Here is a 19,319-nt window from a genome sequence, read left to right as displayed (position 1 = left end):
AAGACTCAGATAGGGGATATACCGTGAGGACCATCGGCGTCGTAACCAGCGGAGGGGATGCACCCGGCATGAATGCGGCTATTCGGGCAATCGTCCGCGTAGCCCAGGCACATGGCATAGCTGTGATTGGTTTCGAGCGGGGCTGGGAAGGCCTGATCTACGATAACGTAATGTCGCTTACACCCCGGTCCGTAAGCGGTATTATTCAGCAGGGCGGCACGATTCTGAGGACGTCCAGGAATAAGGAGTTCATGACGGACGAAGGCATGCAAAAAGCCAGTGTTACTCTTGCCAACAACAAGGTCGACGGGCTGATCGTCATCGGCGGAGACGGCTCTTTCCGGGCGGCGCACGAGTTCAGCAAAAAAACCGATACCAGAATTGCCGGCATCCCCGCGACCATCGATAACGATGTCTACGGGACCGACGAGACAATCGGCTTCGATACGGCCGTCAACACCGGTGTAACAGAGATCGACAAGATCAGGGATACGGCAACATCGCTGGACAGAGTCTTCATCGTCGAAGTCATGGGCCGGACCAGAGGCTTCCTCGCCGCGATGATAGGCCTGACCGTAGGCGCAGAGATCATCCTGGTGCCGGAGGTCAAGTTCCAACCTGAAGAGGTCTGCGACACGATCCTAAAAAATAGCGCTGCCGGGAAAAAGTCAGGCATCATCGTAGCTGCGGAAGGCATCGGTGATACCCATGCCCTGGCAAAGGAGATACAGGAGCATACCAGAATCGAAACCCGGCTCAGCGTCCTGGGATATGCCCAGAGAGGCGGACACCCGACCGCCCGGAGCCGATTCCTGGCCAGCGTCTTCGGGAAAGCGGCTGTAGAATTCCTGGCGGACGGAAAGGAAAATCTGATCGCAGCTCTGCAGCATGGAAAAGTCACCGGCATCAGCTTTGACGAGTCCTGCTGTAAGTCGAAAGAGCTGGACCTCAGGCTGCTGAAGCTGGCCCGGGAGCTGTCGAAATAGCCTCCAGGGAAGGAGGCTAATACTCTTTGAATACTTTGTAGATCGCCGAGAAGTCCTCCCCCTCGATACCCATAGGGTATGTCATCCCGTAGATCTCTTTGACAGCACTGCCCGTGAACAGCGGCTTTTTCAGGGACTTCGCCAGGTCCTGGAGGTAGTGGAGGTCCTTGTAGATGAGCGAAGACGAAAACTGCGTCTGGAAGTCCTCGTTGATCAGCATGTTTTTCTTACCGTTGAGGACCATGGAGTTGCCTGCGCCGGCCAGCAGAATGTTGACCACGGTTGCCCGATCGACGCCGGCCGCCTCTCCGAAGGCGACCGCTTCTGCACACGTGGCCATCAGCGTGCCAAGGACCAGGTTATTGACCAGCTTCATTTTAGTAGCGAGGGATTCTTCTTTTAGGTAGAAGAGGGTCTTGCCGAACTTCTCCAGCAGCGGCCGCACCTGGTTATAGGCACCTTCGTCGCCGCTGACCAGCACCGTTAGCGCGCCCTGGGACGCAGGTACGACGCTGCCGAGGACAGGCGCTTCGAGATACGTGGCGCCGTGCTGCCTCGCCGCAGCGTAGAAAGCCCCGACCCGGTCGAAGTGGTTGGTGGTCGTATCGACGATGACTTTCCCGTTACAGTTGCCCGATAACAGCCCGTCGGGGCCCTGCAATACCGCGGCTACGGCATCGCTGTCGAACAGGTTGAGGAAGACAACGTCCACCCCGGAGATCACCGCCGCAGGAGTATCCGCAACCCGAACTCCGAGATCTGCTGCCTTTTCTATAGTCCGGTTCCATACAACCAGCTCCACGCCTTCGCTGATCAGCCTCTTAGCGATCGTTTTACCCAGGTGGCCGAGCCCGATGAATCCTGCTTTCATGTATTAACCTCCGCGTCCAAAATAGATTTATGAGATGAGAAGAGATATGACCGCTTATACACATATTAATTACTGAAAAACAGAATGTCCGGAAGCTGAGCCTATGACAATCGACTGGATCACCCTGATAGTAATTTTGGCCATCCTGCTGGTCATCGTAGCCATAGTCATTTCGGTAGCCAGCTTCTTAATCAGGCAATATCTCAGGCTCATGAAGACGATCATAAATCTGGCGATCACCATTACGATCATACTCACCATAGTCATTATCGCCATAGCAGCCTGGATCGTATTAATCAGATAAACCACGGGATGATAAACATGGATTTCAAAGACTGCGTAAAGTTCGCGAACGAAACGAATGTATGCTATCTCGCCACGATCGACAACGGACAACCAAGAGTAAGGGCTATGGGCCTCTTCTTAGCCGATGAGACCGGCATTTACCTGCAGACAGCCACGATGAAAGACCTGTACAGGCAGCTCAAAGCGAATCCGAAAGTGGAGATGTGCTTTTTTAAGCCCGGCGAGCAGGCTGGCGCCATGATGAGGGTCGAGGGAGAGATCGAGTTCGTGGACGATAAGAAGCTCAAGGTAAAGGCTATTGAGGACAGACCGTTCCTTAAGGCTTTCGGCCTCACCCCTGACAGTCCTGAACTGATCATCTTCAGGCTGGCGAAAGGCCAGGCTTACTTCTGGACCATGAAGGATAACCTGAAGCCGAAGGAAAAGATCAGCTTCGGGTAAGCGGGCGGAAATCGAGCCGGGACTGCTGCCACGTGCTGTATTGAATAATACTGTATTGCATCTCCAAACCCGGCCAGTGCAGATCGTGCGACTCAGCAGTACGATCGCTGCGTTATCTGTGTTTCTGGCACAGCGCAGCGATCGTTTGCAGATCGCAACAGAGAACACCTGCTTTAGCAGGCGTTCTCTAAGGCGAACATGACAACAACTGCCAGGCGCGGTCCGAATGATGTTCTCCCCGTGATATTTCTCAGGATTGGGCTTATCCGCGCAGCCCGTAATGGTCGTCAGTAGGGTGGATACACGGATGACCGGCACGATCAAAGTAAAGCGGGCCTACGACCCCGTTTCGAAAGACGATGGCTTCAGAGTATTGATCGGCAGGCTCTGGCCTCGCGGAGTCAGCAGGAGCCGCATAGCCCTCGATCTGTGGCTGAAGGACATCGCTCCCAGCACAGAGCTGAGGGAGTGGTTTGGCCACGACCCCGGGAAGTGGGGCGAGTTCCGCAGCAGATACTGGCGCGAGCTCGACGGCAAAAAGCGGGAAGTGGCGACCATCATGCAAAAATTGCGGACGGGACCTGTCACGCTGATCTACTCCGCCCGGGATCGGGAACACAACGCTGCGGTTGCCCTGAAAGAGTACCTCGAACAGAAGGTTTCCTCCGGCCTTATGGCGTCGGCATGACAGTAGAGGACCTGTTCGAACTACAGCTCGAGACGGTTACCGAGCCGGGAAACCAGCATTCGGATTAGGGTAGTCTCTGCCATGAGGGAAGCCCACGCCTGCGTCACCATCCGCTCTTGAAGAAGCCCCGGAATAAGCCTGGAAGAAGGGCTGAGAGACATGATGAAGACACGGTATCCGGCCTGCAGGCCTGACCCGGCGACAGGTGCGCCAGCCGCTGGAAATGACCAGTGACCACTGTAGCGCTGGTTATTCGTGTTAGCTTCATAAGAATACTGCACAATATGTCCGTGGTGATTGATATGAAAGACGTGCAGCCAGGCGAAGCGCTGGATGACCTGATCAAGCCATACACAATCGTTACCTCTTCAGACGGCAAACAAAGCGACGCGATGACCACGGTCTGGGCGTCCCAGGTGTCATTCGACCCGCCCATGGTCATGATCAGTGTCGGCAAGAAGCGAAAAACTCACGAGCTGATAGAGAACTCGGGAGAGTTCGTGGTGAACACGCTCAGGGAGAGCCAGAAAAAGGTGGCCGACTATTGCGGGCACGCATCGCTGAAGAGCGAGGATAAGCTCAAGGAGCAGAACATCGAGGTACAGAAGGCGAGCAAAGTTATGGCCCCGCTGCTGAAGGGCAGCCCGTCCGCACTCGAGTGTAAAGTCTTCTCGAGACAGGACTGCGGGGATCACACGGTGTTTATCGGCGAGGTGGTGGCGGCTCATAAAGAAGAAGGTACACCGGTGGGGTTGTTTAAGAACGACATGGTGATGCCGGGAAAATAAAAGCCGCGGCTTTTCGCCAGGCAGGATAGCAGCCTGCGGCTGGCTGCTATCCAGGTTTTCAATTTCTGAAGGTAATGCTATACTTAGTGCCGTTTGTCCCGTCTAAATTGATATTACCACCTATCTGATTGACCAGAGAAGTGACCAGCTGGAGGCCCGGCGAAGGGGCATTGTCCACCTCGATGCCGGGAGGCAGCCCTACACCCGTATCCGAAATCTGCAGACATACTTCGCCTGCGCCCGGAGAATACTGCCTGAAAAGTCAATGATCCCGGGCTGCGAGGCCCCGCTATCCGTTCCTGGCTGAACTATATCGCTGAACCGCATGGAGAGACCTTCAGCCATAGTATAGCCGGTTATCCGCTCGAACGCAGGGTTCAGGTACACGAACCGATTGTCCCGCGGGATGAAAATTACTGTCGGGGAGGATTCGGCAAGGGCCCTGAACCTGGTCTCCGACTCCCGCAGGGCCTCTTCTACCGCTTTCCGCTCCGAGACGTAAGCGGAAACCAGCCAGTATAGCAGCACTGCAGTCACCGTGACGTAGAGGACTCCCTTGACGATGCTCAAAAAAGTAAACAGCGGAGGACAAATGGTACTGCCGGTCGAACCGCCGCTTGCGCGACAAGATTTATGGTAAGGCACCCAGATAGTGCCGCGAGGATATGTGGCAGGGTATAAACTTAAATAAGATATCGATCAATTATCCGACCCGTTAAGGCCTCAAAATGAAAAACAACAGCTACAGGCAAAAGTATCTCGGAAGATATGGCTTAATTATGTTACTGGCGCTGATCAGCGCTTTCGTGCCGTTGTCGATGGACATGTACCTCCCGGCGCTGCCCGGCATGGCCACAGTCTTCGACGTCCCGGTGAGCCTCGTCAACCTGACGCTGATCTTATTCTTCGTCTTCTTCGCCGCCGGCATCCTGATCTGGGGGCCGCTCAGCGACAAGTACGGGCGAAAACCGATCCTGCTCACCGGGCTGGCAATATACCTGACAGCCAGTATTCTGTGTGCGCTATCCACCGATATTTACCAGCTTATAGTATTCCGCACACTCCAGGCGATCGGCGGCAGCGCGGCCAGCGCAGTGGCGACGGCAATCGTGAAGGATGTATACCACAGCAGAGACCGGGAAAGAATACTGGCCATCGTCCAGTCGATGGTGATGATCGCACCTGCAGTTGCCCCTGTGATCGGTGCATTTATCCTGTCGTTCATCAGCTGGAGAGGCGTCTTCTGGACGCTGGCCATCATAGGCTTCATCGCTTTCGCGGGCAGCGTCGCCTACACGGAAACCATTCCGAGGCGCAACGACGTGTCCATACCCGGATCCCTCGGCCGCCTCTGGGTAGTGCTCAAAAACCCGGGCTTCACTTCGCTGCTGGCCCTGTTTTCTATGACGAGCATCTCTATGATGGCCTTCGTAGCCTCGTCATCCTACGTCTACCAGGTCGAATTCGGCACCACCGAGCAGGTATACAGCTACTACTTTGCGCTGAACGGGATTGGCCTGATACTCGGACCCATGATCTACGTGCGGCTGTCGGCCAGATTTGATCGAAACTCCATCGTCAAGGCATGTTTCGCCCTGATAGCAATAAGCGGAGTGCTGGTGTTCTTCCTCGGCTCGCTGAGTCCGATAATTTTCGCGCTCTGCATCCTGCCTGCAACAGTTGCCAGCGTCTGCTCCCGGCCCCCCGGCACGAGCATGATGCTGGAGCAGCAGACGGGTGACACCGGCTCTGCCTCTTCCCTCATGGGCTGTGCCCAGACTGTCATGGGAACCACCGGAATGCTACTGATCTCCTTCGACTGGGGTACAGGGATAATACCCACGGTAGGAGCCATAATTGCGATGATCGGGGTAATTACCAGCGCAGGGTGGCTATACCTGTCCGGCAAGCCGTTTATAAAAAAGAGTGACGGGGATGCCCGCTGATAAAGGCCAGAGGCAAATCCTGACCACTCTGGCTCAGAACCCCATATGATATTATTTTTATTCGATGAGAACCAGCCCGAACCGGTTCATCTTATCGCTATAGTCTTTCACTACTTCAATTGTATATCCATTGTTCCTCGCCGTGCTGAACACGTCGATGCCGCAACTCTCCATGGACGGCCTCGCTTTCTCCGGGTACCTGCACTCCCCCATCGAGCATACAGGGCACAACCCGCACGGGCCGGCACCCATCGCAAAGGCCTTGTAGTATCCAGCAAGGAAGAGATCCCGTTCCAGCGTTACGGCGATCTCAGTCAGGTCCGCCGAGCGTTTGATATTACCGGCAAGGTGCAGGAGCAATGCCACTTTATAGCTGTCCAGCAATTCCCTTGTCTCCCTGTGAACGGGAGTACTGGGAGGACAGCAGAGGCTGCTGTTATACCCGTCACAACCATACCTGCACTTCCACCTCACCCACGGGGCGGTCACTACGCTGTCGGTTTTAATAATCTTTGCATCGCTGGCGCCGAAGTCAACATCTTTATTAATGAAAGTACGGTAGCTCTCCATGCCGATCAAATATAGAATAAGCTGTAATGTATTAAATGTTCAGCAGGTTAAGTGAAAGAGATAGCGGACTAATAAATACAGATTTAGCGTTTTTTCGCCGCTCTGGCCCTTTCTGCGCTAACCTGTCGGGCCCGCTCGACCTGGTGCCTGCGCTCTGTCGGCGTTAAGTTGTCAGCATCGGCGAGAGCGTCGAGCCGCAGGAGATAGCTGAACAACTCATCGTCCGTGAGGCCGTGCAGGGACTTAATTCGCTCCATTTCTATGATGTCTTCGTCGCGTATGGTGAGCTTGAGATTCTTTTCCATCGCTATCAAAAGCCATTTGTTTGACAGAGTATTAAATTTGGGTGAGAGATTTCACGGCCTGAGAGGGCAGTGTTCTCCTCCGTACAGCACTTTCTCAAACTCAGTGAAATTTTCATTTATAGAACTCAATATCCTGGTACACAGGCTTCTGAGGACGCTTCCGGCGACCGAAGAACTCCCAGGCGAGCAGGATGATGGCCAGCGGTGCACATAACAGGAATAGTAACAGCCAGAACAAGAAATCCATATCTGAGCTTGAGTTTGCCATCATTAAATTATTGTGAAGTGTTATTATAAATGTTGCGTTTATATGAAAAGTATATTCAACACTGTCCAGATTCTTTGAAATGCCAGAACACTTCAGTTGCCCTGCCAAATATTTTTATTGCCGATCAACGTTCTCATTATCATGGCAGCAGACCCGGACCTTTTTTCACCATACCGGATGGGAGACCTCACGCTGCCGAACCGGATCGTGATGGCCCCGATGACCCGCTGCCTGGCAGAGGAAGGCGATGTCCCCGGCCATCTTACGGTCACGTATTACGTACAGCGAGCATCTGCCGGCCTGATCATCAGCGAGGGTTCGCAGGTCAGCCCGCAGGGCGTGGGCTACATGCGGACTCCGGGCATTTACTCAGAAGCACAGGTCGCCGGCTGGAAGAAGGTGACGGATGCCGTCCATCGGGCAGGGGGAAGAATGTTCATTCAACTCTGGCACGTAGGCCGTGTCTCCCATCCGGACTTCCTGGGCGGTGCGCTGCCCGTAGCACCATCAGCGCTGCCCGTCGAAGGCTACGTTCATACGCCGGGTGGAAAGAAACCGATACCAGTACCAAGGGCTCTGAGAACCGAAGAGATTCCGGACATAGTCGAGCAGTTCAGGCATGCGGCGGAGAACGCTAAAGTTGCCGGCTTTGACGGCGTAGAGATCCACGGTGCCAACAGCTACCTGCTCGACCAGTTCTTGCGGAGCGGGTCAAATCACAGGACCGATCAGTACGGTGGCAGCCTTGAGAACAGGGCCCGGCTACCTCTGGAAGTCGCGAAGGCAGTCATCAAAGTATGGGGCGGCGACAGAGTAGGCTACCGCATTTCGCCACACATGAACTGGAATTCTATATCCGATGCCAATCCCCGGGAGACCTTTTCTTACTTTACAAGAGAGCTGGACAAGCTGGGATTGGGATATTTACATTTGATCGAGCCGCTCGGAGGCCGGATGGGGTTTGTGCCGCCGCAAGAGCGGATCGGGCCTGAGTTGCGCAGGATATTTAAGAGGACATTCATGCTGAACGGTGGCTATGACTCTGAAAGTGGAAATGCAGCAATTGCCCGGGGAGATGCAGACCTGATTGCCTTCGGAGTGCCGTACCTGGCCAATCCTGACCTGCCCGAACGTTTCCGGCAGAACGCGCCGCTGAACGAGCCGGACGTGGAGACCTTTTATGCGGGCGGTGCGAAAGGGTATACGGATTATCCGGCATTGCCTAAAAAATAGAGTCTATTTCTTGTTTTTCTTATTAACTACAGCGTTGATCCAGATCGGCAAATATGGTGAGGTGCAGCCTTTAGATACAGGATAGTCCTTGTAAAGACCATTTTTCTCCCCGATGCGGATACACCTTTCTCTAAGCGTTTCATCCTGGATACCTATCGAAGCGATGCACCAGTTCATAGTCCATTGAACCAGTGGGGGAGCATCGACTATATGGTTCTCAAGGTAATCGAGCAACTGCAGGTTCAGTTCTTTGTCTTCTGCGCCGATGGTTTTTGCCCTGAATTGCCAGTATAGTCTTTGTTTAATGAGGGAGTTTTCTGACGCCCACCCTGCCACCTGTTTCTTGAGCGGGTTCTTCTTCATGATAACGTTTGATAAAAGCCAGTCGGAGAGCTGTACTTGATCTTTTTCCGGGGCTTTCTCTATGTCGGCAATCATGGAATCAATGCGCTTTTCGTCCACCGTCTTGAGGTCGAAAAGAAGTAGTGAGAGCAAGCGAGCTTTTATTATGCCAGTGGCCCATAGAGCGTCTGCAAGATCAGTATTCTTTCCTGTTTCGTCTGCTATTGCTCTGATCCTGGTAAGATTGGTTTTTGGATTTTTCAGTTCCTGGACAAGGGATTCTACTTCTTTCTTTACCGTATCCATAAGTCCACCTGATTGTCAGTCATACGAAATCCAATAGCGAGATATAACTCAGGATAGATAGCGTATACGATCTTTAATAGATTTTCCTTAAAACTTGTTATATTATTGGTCGTTCCACGATCTGGCTGATATTGAACTAAATAATACTGATTAAAGTTTGAAAAATAAACTTCAAGCCGCCGGAGGGATTTGAACCCCCGATCTGCTGATTACGAATCAGCCGCTTTGCCGGGCTAAGCCACGGCGGCATTTGCATGAAAGCATACCTTAAATGTAAAAGCCAATATTTAAAATTTGCGTCTCCGCGAACCGAATTATCGTAGCTTACAGACAGATTCCAACGGCTTCCCGAGTATGCAGATATACCCAACATCTAAGAGAATACGGATGCCGCGCGATTTCATCCGACAATTTTCGTAATTCTATTTCCCAGAATTCGGCCCTCCCGACCTCCCGAACCTCCCCAACCTCCCAGCTTGAAAGTCCTCTCTGACCTCCCGGCACCTCTGAAACCCCGACCTCCCCGACTTCCCGGATAGAGTTGTTTCTGATGCCTCCAGACACAACCGGCTATCGTGCGAATATAAACCCATGTAGTTTTTAAAGCAACTACGTGAGCAAGTATTTATCCTCCGAGGACTACAATATAATTATATTCAGCTGCCGATAAACTTCGGTTCCCAGGTGATTCATCATGGCAAAGCAGATTGTAAAACCTAAGCAGATTGAGAAAACCGTCGACCAGAAGCTGTTCAGTAAAATGGTAGACGAGGCCGTCGCTGCCCAGAATGCGGACGTTTCCGCCATCAAGGCCCACCGGGGCGGCAAGTTCGATATCTCTCACGCGAAGCCCTATGTGGATGCAGTCAACGCAATGAAGCCGGCCGGCGCTCAGAGCAAAGAGGTCTTTGCGCTGCACGTGAACTCGGTGAACGCCCACTACGAGATCCTGAAAAAGATGACGAAGACTGTGAGGCCTGAGGATGACCCGATGGTGGAGCACTACCAGACTCCGCCTATCATGGAGATCCTGTACGAGGAAGACCCGGCCTTCAGGAAATCCGCAGACAAATTCATCAAAGCGATCGGCAAGGCCGAAGCGCTGATCAGCAAAGAATCCATCCGCCGCTACGGCGGGTTCTATGGCCCGACCTGTGTGGTCGACTTCGCCTTTGTGCCAGGGAGCACCAGCAACGTGGTGAATGAGATCCTCAAGACGGTGGACATCCCGGTGGAGCACAAGCGTGCCATTCTCAGCGCCAAGTCCTGGGGCATGAACACTTCCTACGGCATAGGCGGCCGGTTCCAGGCTGCTATTGAGGCCGGCAAGACTGCGGCAGAAGCGGCGAAGGAAGAAGTAAAAATGCTCCAGCTTGTCTATGATCAGCCCTCTGAAGCTCAGGCGATCCTCATGGATGAGGCGGGAGTCACGTCCTTCGACATCCGCAAATACATGAAAGACTACAAGGCCCGGATGAAGCCCACGGTCAAGGCGGCCATAGATGCCGGCGTGTTTTACGGCAACATCATGACTGTGCCGGCGTACTGTGTCGGTGACATAGCTCACCACATCTCCCAGTCCATGTTCAACATGACCAAGGATGACGTGGTCATGGGCATCATCGAGGCGGTATCTGGCGTCATGGAAAGTACCCTTAATAAGGCGAAGGGCAAGTTTAAGGACGAGTACGCGGTGCTCAGCCTGGCCACCGGCTCTACGGCGGCAGCCACGGCGAAGATACTCGCGATGGACGGATTTACCGCGACGATGGTCACCGATCTGCTGACCAAGCGGTTCCACAACTACGTGCTGAACAACCCCGGTAGAGGCGGCGCTGCGGAACTGCACAACGTGGACTTCATGGACATGATTGTCAGAGGCGAGCGCATCATTGATCATCGCCCGCGCGGCTCCGGCTGCACGGTCGGCGGCCTGCCGGTAGACCTCAGCCCGATCGAACAGAACGAGGCCGTAATGAACCCGCAGAGGTACACGTACCCTGCCTGCGCCATCACTGTAAGATTCTCGGCGCTAATGAGGCTGGCGGACTTCCCGTGCCTGCTCACCAGCGAGCCGGTGACTGCCACGCTCATGACTAACATCGTCGCGCTGCACCCCGAGAGGCCCCATTCGCCGGCCAGGACGTGCAAGTTCTGCGCCGCCAACCAGATCGACTACAAGTGCGGATACTGCAACTGGAAAGAGGCAGTCTGAGGGGGCTTAAACCCCCTCTTAAGGTCTGATCCTCATGGCAGAATTCAGCTTGTTAAAGCGCTCTCTCGCAGAGCTCATCGGCACATATGTACTTGTTTTTTTAGGCACCGGCGCAGTGGTGACAGCAGTCTTACTGTTGCAGGGCCAGGCGCTGATCCCGGGCAACGAGTTCAACGTCGGGTTCGATATTGCAGCCTGGCTGGCGATCGGACTGGTTTTCGGCCTGGCAGTAACAGCTATGATCTATGTTTTCGGGCACATCTCGGGCACCCATATCAACCCGGCAGTCAGCATTGCTCTCTGGGCCACAAAACGTCTGCCCACAAAAGACCTGATCGCCTACATGCTTGCACAGTTTACTGGAGCGGCACTGGCATCTTTCTCCGTCTACCTCATCTGGGGCGCCCGCTCGCTGGCCACCGGCCTTGGAGCCACATCGATGTTCGCAGGCGTCAGCTACTGGCAGGCAATACTGTGCGAAGCGGTAGCCACCTTCTTCCTGATGCTGGCGATCATGGGCACTGCGGTTGACAAACGCTCACCACAGGGCTGGGCCGGCCTCATCATCGGCCTGGTAGTTGCAGTTGACATAGCAGTGATCGGCAACATCACCGGCTCTTCCCTCAACCCGGCACGCACCTTCGGCCCGTACCTGGCGGACTTCCTGCTCGGAGGTGCTAACCTCTGGTGGCAGTTCCCGATCTACATTGCAGGGCCAGTTATTGGAGCGCTTGCAGCAGCAGTACTGTATGGATACATCAGCACGGCAGAGGCAGAAAAGGCAGAAAAGGCAGTTATAGACAGTCCGGGCGCTAAGCACGTGTAAACACGTGTTCAGCTTCCCTTTTTTCAATACTGACAGACATGCTAGTGAATATTAAACGATGCGCAGTGCGTTTATGATTGCTTGTGTGCGGTGAGATAGCAAGACGAACGCTGTGTAGTGCGTTCTCTGGTTGCTCTGGTATGGTGAGACAGCATGTCGAACGCTGCGCTGTGCAAAGCCTCACAGATTCCACGGATTGAAACAGAATCCACAGATTCCTTATGGATAGCACAGATGACGCAGAATCTGATGATTCTGACCGACTCCAAAGATAAATAAAAAATATTCTGATTGATTGTCTTATGATTGCATCGGTGTTCGAATAGTATTAGAGTATTCCTTCTGTGATATCGTGTAGTAATCCGTGGATTCAGCAGAGGAATCTGTGGAATCAATCAGAATCTGTGGCATCTGTGAGGATTGGCACAGCGCAGCGTTCGTGTACGTTCACCCACACAGAGACAACTGTTCACGATTATCCCTGTAATAGTGGATAGCACAGCACAGCGTTTGCATTTTAAACAAGCTAACCGGCTCAAAGGCCGATCTTGGTATGTCGGGATTCCACCAACAGTTCAGCCCTCGAAGCTCTCCTGTTTCCCGGTGATGCGGATATCCAGCACTATGTTATACTCGTGCGGCGAGTACGATCGAACAATTCTTTTGTTCACGATCTCGATCAGGCACCCGCTCTTACTTGCCTTCTCCCGGACCATCGAGATCACGGCGTCGAAAATCTCGCTTTCAGGCCGGATGTCATAGTAATGAATTATTCCGCCGGTCCTGACGAGCTCGAACGCTTTGTCTAAAAATTCGTGGGCCGAATGGGGCAGGTTCATGATCGCCCGGTCGGCCTGCTGGGGGAGCTTGATCTCCCGGACATCGGCGCAGACAGCCTCGATGTTGGTAACATGGTTGATCTGTATATTACGCTTCATGTACTCCACAGCGTACGGATTCTTATCAACCGCAACCACGTACATGGCCTTTTTTGCAGCCGGAATTGCGAACGGCCCGATGCCGGCGAACATGTCGACGACGAGTTCCAGGTCGCTGATCTGGTCGATGATACGCTTGCGTTCTGTGGAGAGACGGGGGCTGAAGTAGACTTTCGCCAGATCCATCTCATAGATAAAGCCATGCTCCTTATAGGTCGTCGTCGTGCGCTCTTCCCCGCTGAGCACCTTGAACTCCCTTACCCTGAACTCGCCGGTAACGCCGGTAGTCGGCTCCAGCACGGTTTTGACATTCTTGTGCACGGCCATGATGGCTTCGCCCACACTTCGATCATAACTCTGAGCGGTAACAGCAATGTCACCGATGATCTCGTACGAGGGGGCGAACCCGATCAGGTCTTCGACAGTCTTGCGCTTCTCGCTTTCCTCGAACTCGCACTCCGAGATCGACAGGCCGGGCGCTACGGTTCCCAGGATGGAGCCGGAAACGTCAGGCACAACCGGGATATAGAGATACTGGGCGTCCGAGCGGATCTTATAGCCCCCGTCAAGCAACTCTGCTTCCATGAGCGCTCTCCGGATCTTTTCACCTTCCTGCTTTGGCACGATAACGCACGAGTGTCGGACTGTCACAGGGGTTAATGGTACCTCTGGTGTATTGAAAGCATCGCTAGTTTTAAAAAGGGGTGCAGGTGAACTTTTACTTTTGAGAAAATGGTATGTGCGGCTAACGAGCGCCAAGCAGTATGCGGTAAAGTTCTTTGAGGTCCGCATAAGCCAGGTTCAGCTCCTTTTCTGCCTGCTGCAGTTCAGCATATCCTGCGTTGTAATAGTGATCAGAATCGACCGGAGAGGTGATGTTGTTGAAGTTAGCCTTTGCTGCCTCAGTGTGCTGAGCTGCGGCGTCGATGTGCCCATTGTAGTCGGCCAGAAGCCGGTTCAGTTTTAAGGTCGTGTCAGCATCCAGACCGGCAGCTGCGATCTTTTGCTCAGCCAGCGCTGAGACGTCGCGAGCGGCTGCGATCTTCTGATCGATCGAGTCAGACGTAAGCAAGCCGGCATTCCTTTTAATGTCAGACTCTAGTATATCTGAGTGCATGTCTACGTCAGTAGCGATGTTATGAACCAGTTCAGGCATCGTCGCGGTCTGGACATCCTGGTTCATCTGCATGAACCAGGCCAGGTTTTCCTCGGCCTGGCTGATCAGAAGCGCTTTTTCACTGTCAGAAAGCTTGCTCTTGCTCACCAGCTTGATGTAGATATTGAGATGCTTGACAGAGGCCTTGATCTTGTGATCGGCCAGGGCTTTGTCTGCCTTTACTTTCTCTTTCTGGCCCTTTTGATCTGCGGCCGGCATACCGCTAATTACAGGGGCTGTCGCAGAAACACCGGCACTTGAGCCAGTACCGTTCTTCACAGGCTTGTGGAGGTTGCCGACCTTGATTTTGTCGCTCTTGCCAGGCTGAGCTTTATCGTTCTGCTGTCCAGAAGAGTTGCCTGCCCCATTATTGGAGTGCGTCTTAAGCTCGCCGTTTCCGGAGTTGCCGTTATTATTGCTATTGCTATTGTTAGTGCTATTGCTATTGCTATTGCCGTTGCCATTGCCGTTACTATTGCCGTTGCCGATGCCGTTACTATTGCTATTGTTATTGCTATTGCCGTTACTATTGCCGTTACTATTGCTATTGTTATTGCTATTGCCGTTACTATTGCCGTTGCCAGAATTTTTGCCGGAGTTATTTTCAGCTTTTTTATCGCTGTTTTTATTTGCATTTTTATTCGTATCAGCATCTGCAAAAACAGAAATAGTGATGCCTGCCATTAAAACGGTCAACATTATCGCAAGCATTAGCATTTTTCGCGTCTTCATCCGTACCCCGGCTTGTACTAATTATTGTGTTATGACTATAAATTCTATAGCCTACCGTATATATAAGCATACTTTTTCTACCCGTTCGCTACCGAGGAAATATAGAATATTTTTAGGCTCGTATGGCAAAATAAAACTTTATTAAGAGTTTATTCACTTTAAAACAAAGTATTTATGCGTTTACGCTTATACCACAAATGTATGTCGAGGGTCGGTATGGCTGCCATAGCTTCAGCCAGGGTAATTTGCCTTCTTATAGCCTGTGCCGGCCTTAGCCTGCTCATTTTATCTGCTACTGCGACTGCCGGCTCTACCGTAAAAGGCGAAGTATATGACTGGGCTACTTTTGACATAATGGATAACGCTGTCGTTGAAGTATATTCGATGCCCGGCCATGCGTTTATCGAGCGCAGGGTGGTCAAAACAGGCAGCTATAGCCTCGACTTGCCTGCAGGAACCTACATGCTCTACGCAAAAGCAGGTACACCGGGCACGTCGACTGAGCTGCTGGCGGCCGAGAACATCACGATCGCAGAAAACAGCAACTATACCATCGATCTCATTCTGTTCCCGCCGTCAGACCTGGAATACCTCGAGGCGCTGAACGCGACGGTGCCAGAGCAGGTAGTTCCGACGCCAACCCCCGCACCTCATGGACAGCCAATTGATCTGCTATACCCAGCCATAGGCCTGGTTCTGGTTACAGCGGTAGTCTTCATCGGAGGAGTTTTCCTGTACCGGAAGCGGACGCGGAAAATGCCCGTCCGGGAGACGAACGCCACTCAGAGCGCAACGCCTTTCAATATGGGAAAGGAGGTTTCTTATGACCCTGTGGATCAAGAGCAGGCCCCTGAACAGCCTGCTGATGCCATGGCACCTAAGCAAGCGCAGCCGGTGCAGACGCCGCCACCATCATACGACCCGATGCTGCCCCAGGATTGCCGTGACGTGATCGCGATCCTGGAGAAAAACGGCGGCCGCATGACTCAGCTGGACTTGCGGAAACAGTTGCCGTATTCCGAGGCTAAAGTGAGCCTGATTGTCTCAGACATGGAGAGCCGGGGCATCGTCAAGAAAGTTAAAAAAGGCAGAGGAAATATCCTCATCCTCAACAGGCCTGACAGGCCTGCCCCGGAAAAATAATATAGTCCCGGGTGCATCAGTACTTCGGTGCCGCTATATGCTTACTTTTATCGGGCTTGGCCTGTATGATCAGAAGGACATTTCAGTAAAAGGACTCGAGGCGATCAGGGAAGCCGACGTGGTCTATGCAGAGTTTTACACCTCTCGCCTGATGGGCGCGACGCTGGAGGATATGCAGGAGCTTTACGGTAAGCCCGTGAAGGTCCTGATGAGAGAGGATGTAGAGCAACACCCTAAAGATACAGTTCTCTCGGACGCTGTGGATAAGAAAGTGGTCTTCCTGACCGGCGGAGATGCAATGGTCGCCACCACCCACGTCGATCTCAGGCTGCGGGCGAAAAAGATGGGCATCGAAACTCGCCTGATTCACGGGGCTTCGATCCAGTCTGCGGTATGCGGCCTTACCGGATTGCAGAACTATCGGTTCGGCAAGTCTGCTACAATCGCTTTTCCTTACAAGGACATCATTTCCGAGACGCCTTATGATACCATCTTGATGAATAAGAAAAACGGCCTGCACACCTTACTCTTCCTGGATATCGACCGGGAAAAGGGCTACATGACAGTGAACCGTGGTATCGAGCTGCTGCTGAAAGTAGAGGAGCGACGCAAAGAGGGCGCTGTAGCGGGCGCCCTTTGCGTCGGGATCGCTCGTGCGGGCTCGCCCTCACCATGCGTTCGGGCTGGAAGGATTGAGGAACTTCAAGCCTTCGATTTCGGGGGGCCGCTGCACATCATGGTGATGCCGGCCGACCTGCATTTCCTCGAGGAAGAGGCACTACAGGACCTGGCCGGGCTGAAGCTGGGCTGACGCATGGCTGATGCCAGGAATATCACGGCTTACTTACGAGCCGGACTTCCCCAGGGCGCTTCCCAGAAGTTTAGACATGTCCTGCAATGCCTGGGCGGTGGTCGTGCTGGAACTGTCAGCGTTCCCCGCGGGCGCAGTCGTGGACTGCTGCCCTGACTGTTGCAGATCTTCGGAAGTCGGCAGCATTTCCAGGGCTGTCCGTATGAAGGACCGGTCTGTCTTGATGTAGACATCCATATACATGCTCTTGAACTTGACCACTTCAGAGACGCTACCCTTATACCCCTGGTAGCTGGCGTCTACACGGATTATATCCCCGGTTTTTACCCCGGGCACTTTAAACATGTAGAGGTCTCCTGCAGTAGTCTTGCCCATGTACCTGCCGTTCAGATAGATGGACACTTCTGCGCCGCTCACCGGAATTTTATCCAGGTAGACGTTGCCGGACACGGATAGTGTAAACGGCCCGCTGGTATCTTCTGCCGCTACCTGAGGAGGAACAAATGTTGTCCCGGGCCTCAGATTGTTGACAAGCGGCATGCTAAACAGGTTTGGAAAGGAGAACGCCGCCGTCCCGGCGACAAGCATGGCTATTACTAAAGCGCTTACCATCAGATATATCAGTTTCATATCTTAACCACCTCGATCCGCTGTTGACTTGAGCGAGATATTACCTCACAAATATAAATAATATTATTAATTATATAAACATATCTAAAACAGGGCGCGGACAGGCTGGCATTTCACCAGTTTATACATATTTACTGGCGGTGCGGAGGATTGAACTGGTGCAGCCTGAAACTAAAAGGATTATATAACGTGGGGACTCTATTACTGTTAATGATAGGCTCGGTAGGGGTAATATTTGGAGAAACCGGGTCCCATGAGATCAAGTTCGCCGTCAGCGATCCGGCAGGAGTGCGCCGCACCGACTACGTGAAGGTCTGGCACGCGACCGACGGGTGGGTGCTATGCCAGGTCCTGTCAATGACAAGGTCGTCGGATGGTTTCGGACTAGCTGAGGCGATTAGCGAAGGGACCGGTCACAGCGTGCAGAAGAACGCAGACAGGATTGTAGCGAAGGCTATTGTCATAGGCGCCAGAGACGTACAGGGGTTGCTGAGAACTCCTAAAACGCCGTTTTGTCCGGGGGACCGGGTGTACCCGGCAGACAGCGAACTGATCACAGGGACGCTCGGGCTGACACAGGGCGGCGCTTACATAGGCCTTCTGGACGGGACTAACCTGCAAGTGATGGTCGACCGGAATAAGCTGGTCCAGAAGCACTGCAGTATCCTAGCCATGACAGGCAGCGGAAAGTCGTATACGGCAGCCGTGATCATGGAAGAGATGCTCGAAAAAGAGATCCCGCTCCTAATCATCGATCCCCACGGGGAGTACGCCTCGCTTAAGCAGGCGAACGATGACTGTGACATAGAGGAACTATGCCAGCGGTTTGGGGTCGAGGCCAGAGGATACGACAATGTGACCATCTATACCCCTGCGAATCTGAAGGTCAACGACTACGCGGATAAAGTGCTCCGCCTCAACGGTCGCAACCTGAAGCCGGGTGAGATCATCGACTATATGGGCGGAGACCTCAGCGCTTCCGAAATCGGCCTGATCTACGAGGCCGTGGGAGAGATCAGGAACGATCGGATGAACTATACGCTGGCCGACGTGCTACGTGAGATCGGGTCGATGAAGAGCAACATGAAGTGGGCGGTCATCAACAAGCTCGAGCCGCTCGCGACGGCAGAGTTTCTGGCCGACAAGCCTACGCCGCTGGAAGAGTTGTTCGCAAAGGGCAGGGCAGCCATCATAGATATGAAAGGAGTGAACCCGGATGTCCAGCAGGTCATCGTAGCCAGGCTCCTGTCCATGCTGTTCGAGGCAAGAAAAGCAGGCACCGTCCCCGCAGGGATTGTGGTTGTAGAGGAAGCCCACAATTTCTGTCCGGAGAGAGGATTCCAGAAAACGACAAGCAGTGACGTCCTGAGGACTATCGCCTCCGAGGGCCGGAAGTTCGGCATGGGCCTCCTCATCGTCTCCCAGCGTCCCGCCAAGGTCGACAAGAACGTGCTATCCCAGTGCAGCACCCAGGTGATCATGAGAGTCACCAACCCCAACGACCTGAAAGCGATCACTAAGAGCCTCGAAGGAATCAGCTCTGAACTTGAGGAAGAGATCAAGAGACTTCCGCCCGGCGTGGCATTGCTGGTCAACCCGGATATCCCCATGCCAGTCATGGTCCAGGTAAGGGTCAGGAGAAGCAGGCACGGCGGACTATCGGCAGAAGTCTCGGAAGAGGAAGTGCCCATCGAGGAGCCCGTCGAGGAGCCTGCCCCGGCTCAGGAGAAGCCGGAAGCCGCTGCGGTATTAGTGGAGCAGCCCCCGAAAAAAAGCATAACTGAAAGCCTGTTCCACAGGATGTTCGGGAAGCGATAG

General features: G+C 53.4%; 23 protein-coding genes and 1 tRNA gene. 13 read left to right on the top strand and 11 right to left on the bottom strand.

Annotated features, from left to right (window positions below):
• Nucleotides 1-23 precede the first annotated feature (23 nt).
• Nucleotides 24-986: an ATP-dependent 6-phosphofructokinase gene (locus RCI_RS00405; protein ID WP_012034402.1), complete on the top strand. Its 963-nt coding sequence runs from the start codon at nucleotides 24-26 to the stop codon at nucleotides 984-986.
• A 16-nt stretch (nucleotides 987-1,002) separates the two neighbouring features.
• Here RCI_RS00405 and RCI_RS00400 read toward each other — a convergent pair whose 3' ends face one another.
• The gene (locus RCI_RS00400) at nucleotides 1,003-1,857 is read right to left on the bottom strand and encodes an NAD(P)-dependent oxidoreductase (protein ID WP_012034401.1); all 855 of its coding nucleotides are present in this window, start codon (nucleotides 1,855-1,857) and stop codon (nucleotides 1,003-1,005) included.
• Between the two features lie 103 nt (nucleotides 1,858-1,960).
• On the opposite strand from RCI_RS00400, the gene RCI_RS00395 reads away from it, so the two are divergent.
• From RCI_RS00395 to RCI_RS00385, 3 genes are all read left to right on the top strand, one after another.
• Nucleotides 1,961-2,161: a hypothetical protein gene (locus RCI_RS00395; RefSeq protein ID WP_048197731.1), complete on the top strand. Its 201-nt coding sequence runs from the start codon at nucleotides 1,961-1,963 to the stop codon at nucleotides 2,159-2,161.
• A gap of 17 nt (nucleotides 2,162-2,178) precedes the next feature.
• The gene (locus RCI_RS00390) at nucleotides 2,179-2,604 is read left to right on the top strand and encodes a pyridoxamine 5'-phosphate oxidase family protein (protein ID WP_012034399.1); all 426 of its coding nucleotides are present in this window, start codon (nucleotides 2,179-2,181) and stop codon (nucleotides 2,602-2,604) included.
• Nucleotides 2,605-2,911: 307 nt separating this feature from the next.
• On the top strand, nucleotides 2,912-3,292 hold the full coding sequence (locus RCI_RS00385) for a DUF488 domain-containing protein (protein WP_012034398.1): 381 nt from the start codon (nucleotides 2,912-2,914) through the stop codon (nucleotides 3,290-3,292).
• Between the two features lie 20 nt (nucleotides 3,293-3,312).
• Here RCI_RS00385 and RCI_RS16500 read toward each other — a convergent pair whose 3' ends face one another.
• Nucleotides 3,313-3,573, bottom strand: a complete 261-nt coding sequence (locus tag RCI_RS16500; protein WP_148266451.1) for a hypothetical protein — start codon at nucleotides 3,571-3,573, stop codon at nucleotides 3,313-3,315.
• Between the two features lie 21 nt (nucleotides 3,574-3,594).
• Here RCI_RS16500 and RCI_RS00380 point away from each other — a divergent pair, with 21 nt between their 5' ends.
• The gene (locus RCI_RS00380; protein WP_012034397.1) at nucleotides 3,595-4,080 is read left to right on the top strand and encodes a flavin reductase family protein; all 486 of its coding nucleotides are present in this window, start codon (nucleotides 3,595-3,597) and stop codon (nucleotides 4,078-4,080) included.
• A 198-nt stretch (nucleotides 4,081-4,278) separates the two neighbouring features.
• Here the strand turns inward: RCI_RS00380 and RCI_RS00375 are convergent, their stop codons facing one another.
• Nucleotides 4,279-4,650: a PAS domain S-box protein gene (locus RCI_RS00375; protein ID WP_048197729.1), complete on the bottom strand. Its 372-nt coding sequence runs from the start codon at nucleotides 4,648-4,650 to the stop codon at nucleotides 4,279-4,281.
• A gap of 158 nt (nucleotides 4,651-4,808) precedes the next feature.
• Here RCI_RS00375 and RCI_RS00370 point away from each other — a divergent pair, with 158 nt between their 5' ends.
• Nucleotides 4,809-6,026, top strand: coding sequence for a multidrug effflux MFS transporter (locus RCI_RS00370; RefSeq protein WP_012034395.1), 1,218 nt, complete (start codon nucleotides 4,809-4,811; stop codon nucleotides 6,024-6,026).
• A 57-nt stretch (nucleotides 6,027-6,083) separates the two neighbouring features.
• On the opposite strand, the gene RCI_RS00365 is transcribed toward RCI_RS00370, so the two are convergent.
• The 3 genes from RCI_RS00365 to RCI_RS17420 all read right to left on the bottom strand — a co-directional run bounded on the left by RCI_RS00365 (nucleotide 6,084) and on the right by RCI_RS17420 (nucleotide 7,148).
• Complete coding sequence (locus RCI_RS00365) at nucleotides 6,084-6,596, bottom strand: DUF2284 domain-containing protein (RefSeq protein ID WP_048198830.1); 513 nt, start codon at nucleotides 6,594-6,596, stop codon at nucleotides 6,084-6,086.
• 83 nt (nucleotides 6,597-6,679) lie between these two features.
• On the bottom strand, nucleotides 6,680-6,901 hold the full coding sequence (locus tag RCI_RS00360; protein ID WP_048197727.1) for a hypothetical protein: 222 nt from the start codon (nucleotides 6,899-6,901) through the stop codon (nucleotides 6,680-6,682).
• Nucleotides 6,902-7,013: 112 nt separating this feature from the next.
• Nucleotides 7,014-7,148, bottom strand: a complete 135-nt coding sequence (locus RCI_RS17420) for a hypothetical protein (protein WP_269446484.1) — start codon at nucleotides 7,146-7,148, stop codon at nucleotides 7,014-7,016.
• A gap of 162 nt (nucleotides 7,149-7,310) precedes the next feature.
• On the opposite strand from RCI_RS17420, the gene RCI_RS00355 reads away from it, so the two are divergent.
• Nucleotides 7,311-8,402, top strand: coding sequence for an alkene reductase (locus RCI_RS00355; protein WP_048198828.1), 1,092 nt, complete (start codon nucleotides 7,311-7,313; stop codon nucleotides 8,400-8,402).
• 3 nt (nucleotides 8,403-8,405) lie between these two features.
• Here RCI_RS00355 and RCI_RS00350 read toward each other — a convergent pair whose 3' ends face one another.
• Nucleotides 8,406-9,050: a DNA alkylation repair protein gene (locus tag RCI_RS00350; RefSeq protein WP_012034392.1), complete on the bottom strand. Its 645-nt coding sequence runs from the start codon at nucleotides 9,048-9,050 to the stop codon at nucleotides 8,406-8,408.
• A gap of 174 nt (nucleotides 9,051-9,224) precedes the next feature.
• Nucleotides 9,225-9,298 (bottom strand) — tRNA-Thr (locus tag RCI_RS00345).
• A gap of 446 nt (nucleotides 9,299-9,744) precedes the next feature.
• Here RCI_RS00345 and RCI_RS00340 point away from each other — a divergent pair.
• Nucleotides 9,745-11,265 carry a DUF2193 domain-containing protein gene (locus tag RCI_RS00340; RefSeq protein WP_012034391.1) on the top strand — a complete coding sequence of 507 codons (1,521 nt, stop codon included), beginning with the start codon at nucleotides 9,745-9,747 and terminating at the stop codon, nucleotides 11,263-11,265.
• A 34-nt stretch (nucleotides 11,266-11,299) separates the two neighbouring features.
• Nucleotides 11,300-12,091 (top strand): MIP/aquaporin family protein, encoded by a 792-nt coding sequence (locus tag RCI_RS00335; RefSeq protein ID WP_012034390.1) that lies wholly within the window; start codon nucleotides 11,300-11,302, stop codon nucleotides 12,089-12,091.
• Nucleotides 12,092-12,666: 575 nt separating this feature from the next.
• Here RCI_RS00335 and RCI_RS00330 read toward each other — a convergent pair.
• On the bottom strand, nucleotides 12,667-13,653 hold the full coding sequence (locus RCI_RS00330) for a class I SAM-dependent methyltransferase (RefSeq protein WP_231844879.1): 987 nt from the start codon (nucleotides 13,651-13,653) through the stop codon (nucleotides 12,667-12,669).
• A gap of 121 nt (nucleotides 13,654-13,774) precedes the next feature.
• Entirely contained in the window at nucleotides 13,775-14,404 is a 630-nt protein-coding gene (locus RCI_RS00325) for a hypothetical protein (protein WP_048197725.1), read from the bottom strand.
• A 66-nt stretch (nucleotides 14,405-14,470) separates the two neighbouring features.
• Here RCI_RS00325 and RCI_RS16495 point away from each other — a divergent pair, with 66 nt between their 5' ends.
• From RCI_RS16495 to dph5, 3 genes are all read left to right on the top strand, one after another.
• Complete coding sequence (locus tag RCI_RS16495) at nucleotides 14,471-14,872, top strand: hypothetical protein (RefSeq protein WP_048197724.1); 402 nt, start codon at nucleotides 14,471-14,473, stop codon at nucleotides 14,870-14,872.
• Nucleotides 14,873-15,118: 246 nt separating this feature from the next.
• Entirely contained in the window at nucleotides 15,119-16,060 is a 942-nt protein-coding gene (locus tag RCI_RS00315; RefSeq protein WP_148266449.1) for a helix-turn-helix transcriptional regulator, read from the top strand.
• Between the two features lie 37 nt (nucleotides 16,061-16,097).
• Nucleotides 16,098-16,871, top strand: coding sequence for a diphthine synthase (gene dph5, locus RCI_RS00310; protein ID WP_012034386.1), 774 nt, complete (start codon nucleotides 16,098-16,100; stop codon nucleotides 16,869-16,871).
• 33 nt (nucleotides 16,872-16,904) lie between these two features.
• Here the strand turns inward: dph5 and RCI_RS00305 are convergent, their stop codons facing one another.
• Nucleotides 16,905-17,501 carry a hypothetical protein gene (locus RCI_RS00305; protein WP_012034385.1) on the bottom strand — a complete coding sequence of 199 codons (597 nt, stop codon included), beginning with the start codon at nucleotides 17,499-17,501 and terminating at the stop codon, nucleotides 16,905-16,907.
• Between the two features lie 210 nt (nucleotides 17,502-17,711).
• On the opposite strand from RCI_RS00305, the gene RCI_RS00300 reads away from it, so the two are divergent.
• On the top strand, nucleotides 17,712-19,319 hold the full coding sequence (locus RCI_RS00300; RefSeq protein ID WP_012034384.1) for a helicase HerA domain-containing protein: 1,608 nt from the start codon (nucleotides 17,712-17,714) through the stop codon (nucleotides 19,317-19,319).

The organism is Methanocella arvoryzae MRE50 (assembly GCF_000063445.1).
Taxonomy (GTDB): domain Archaea; phylum Halobacteriota; class Methanocellia; order Methanocellales; family Methanocellaceae; genus Methanocella_A; species Methanocella_A arvoryzae.
The sequence above is the reverse complement of the archived record's forward strand: the minus strand, read 5'-3'. Positions and strand labels throughout refer to the sequence as shown.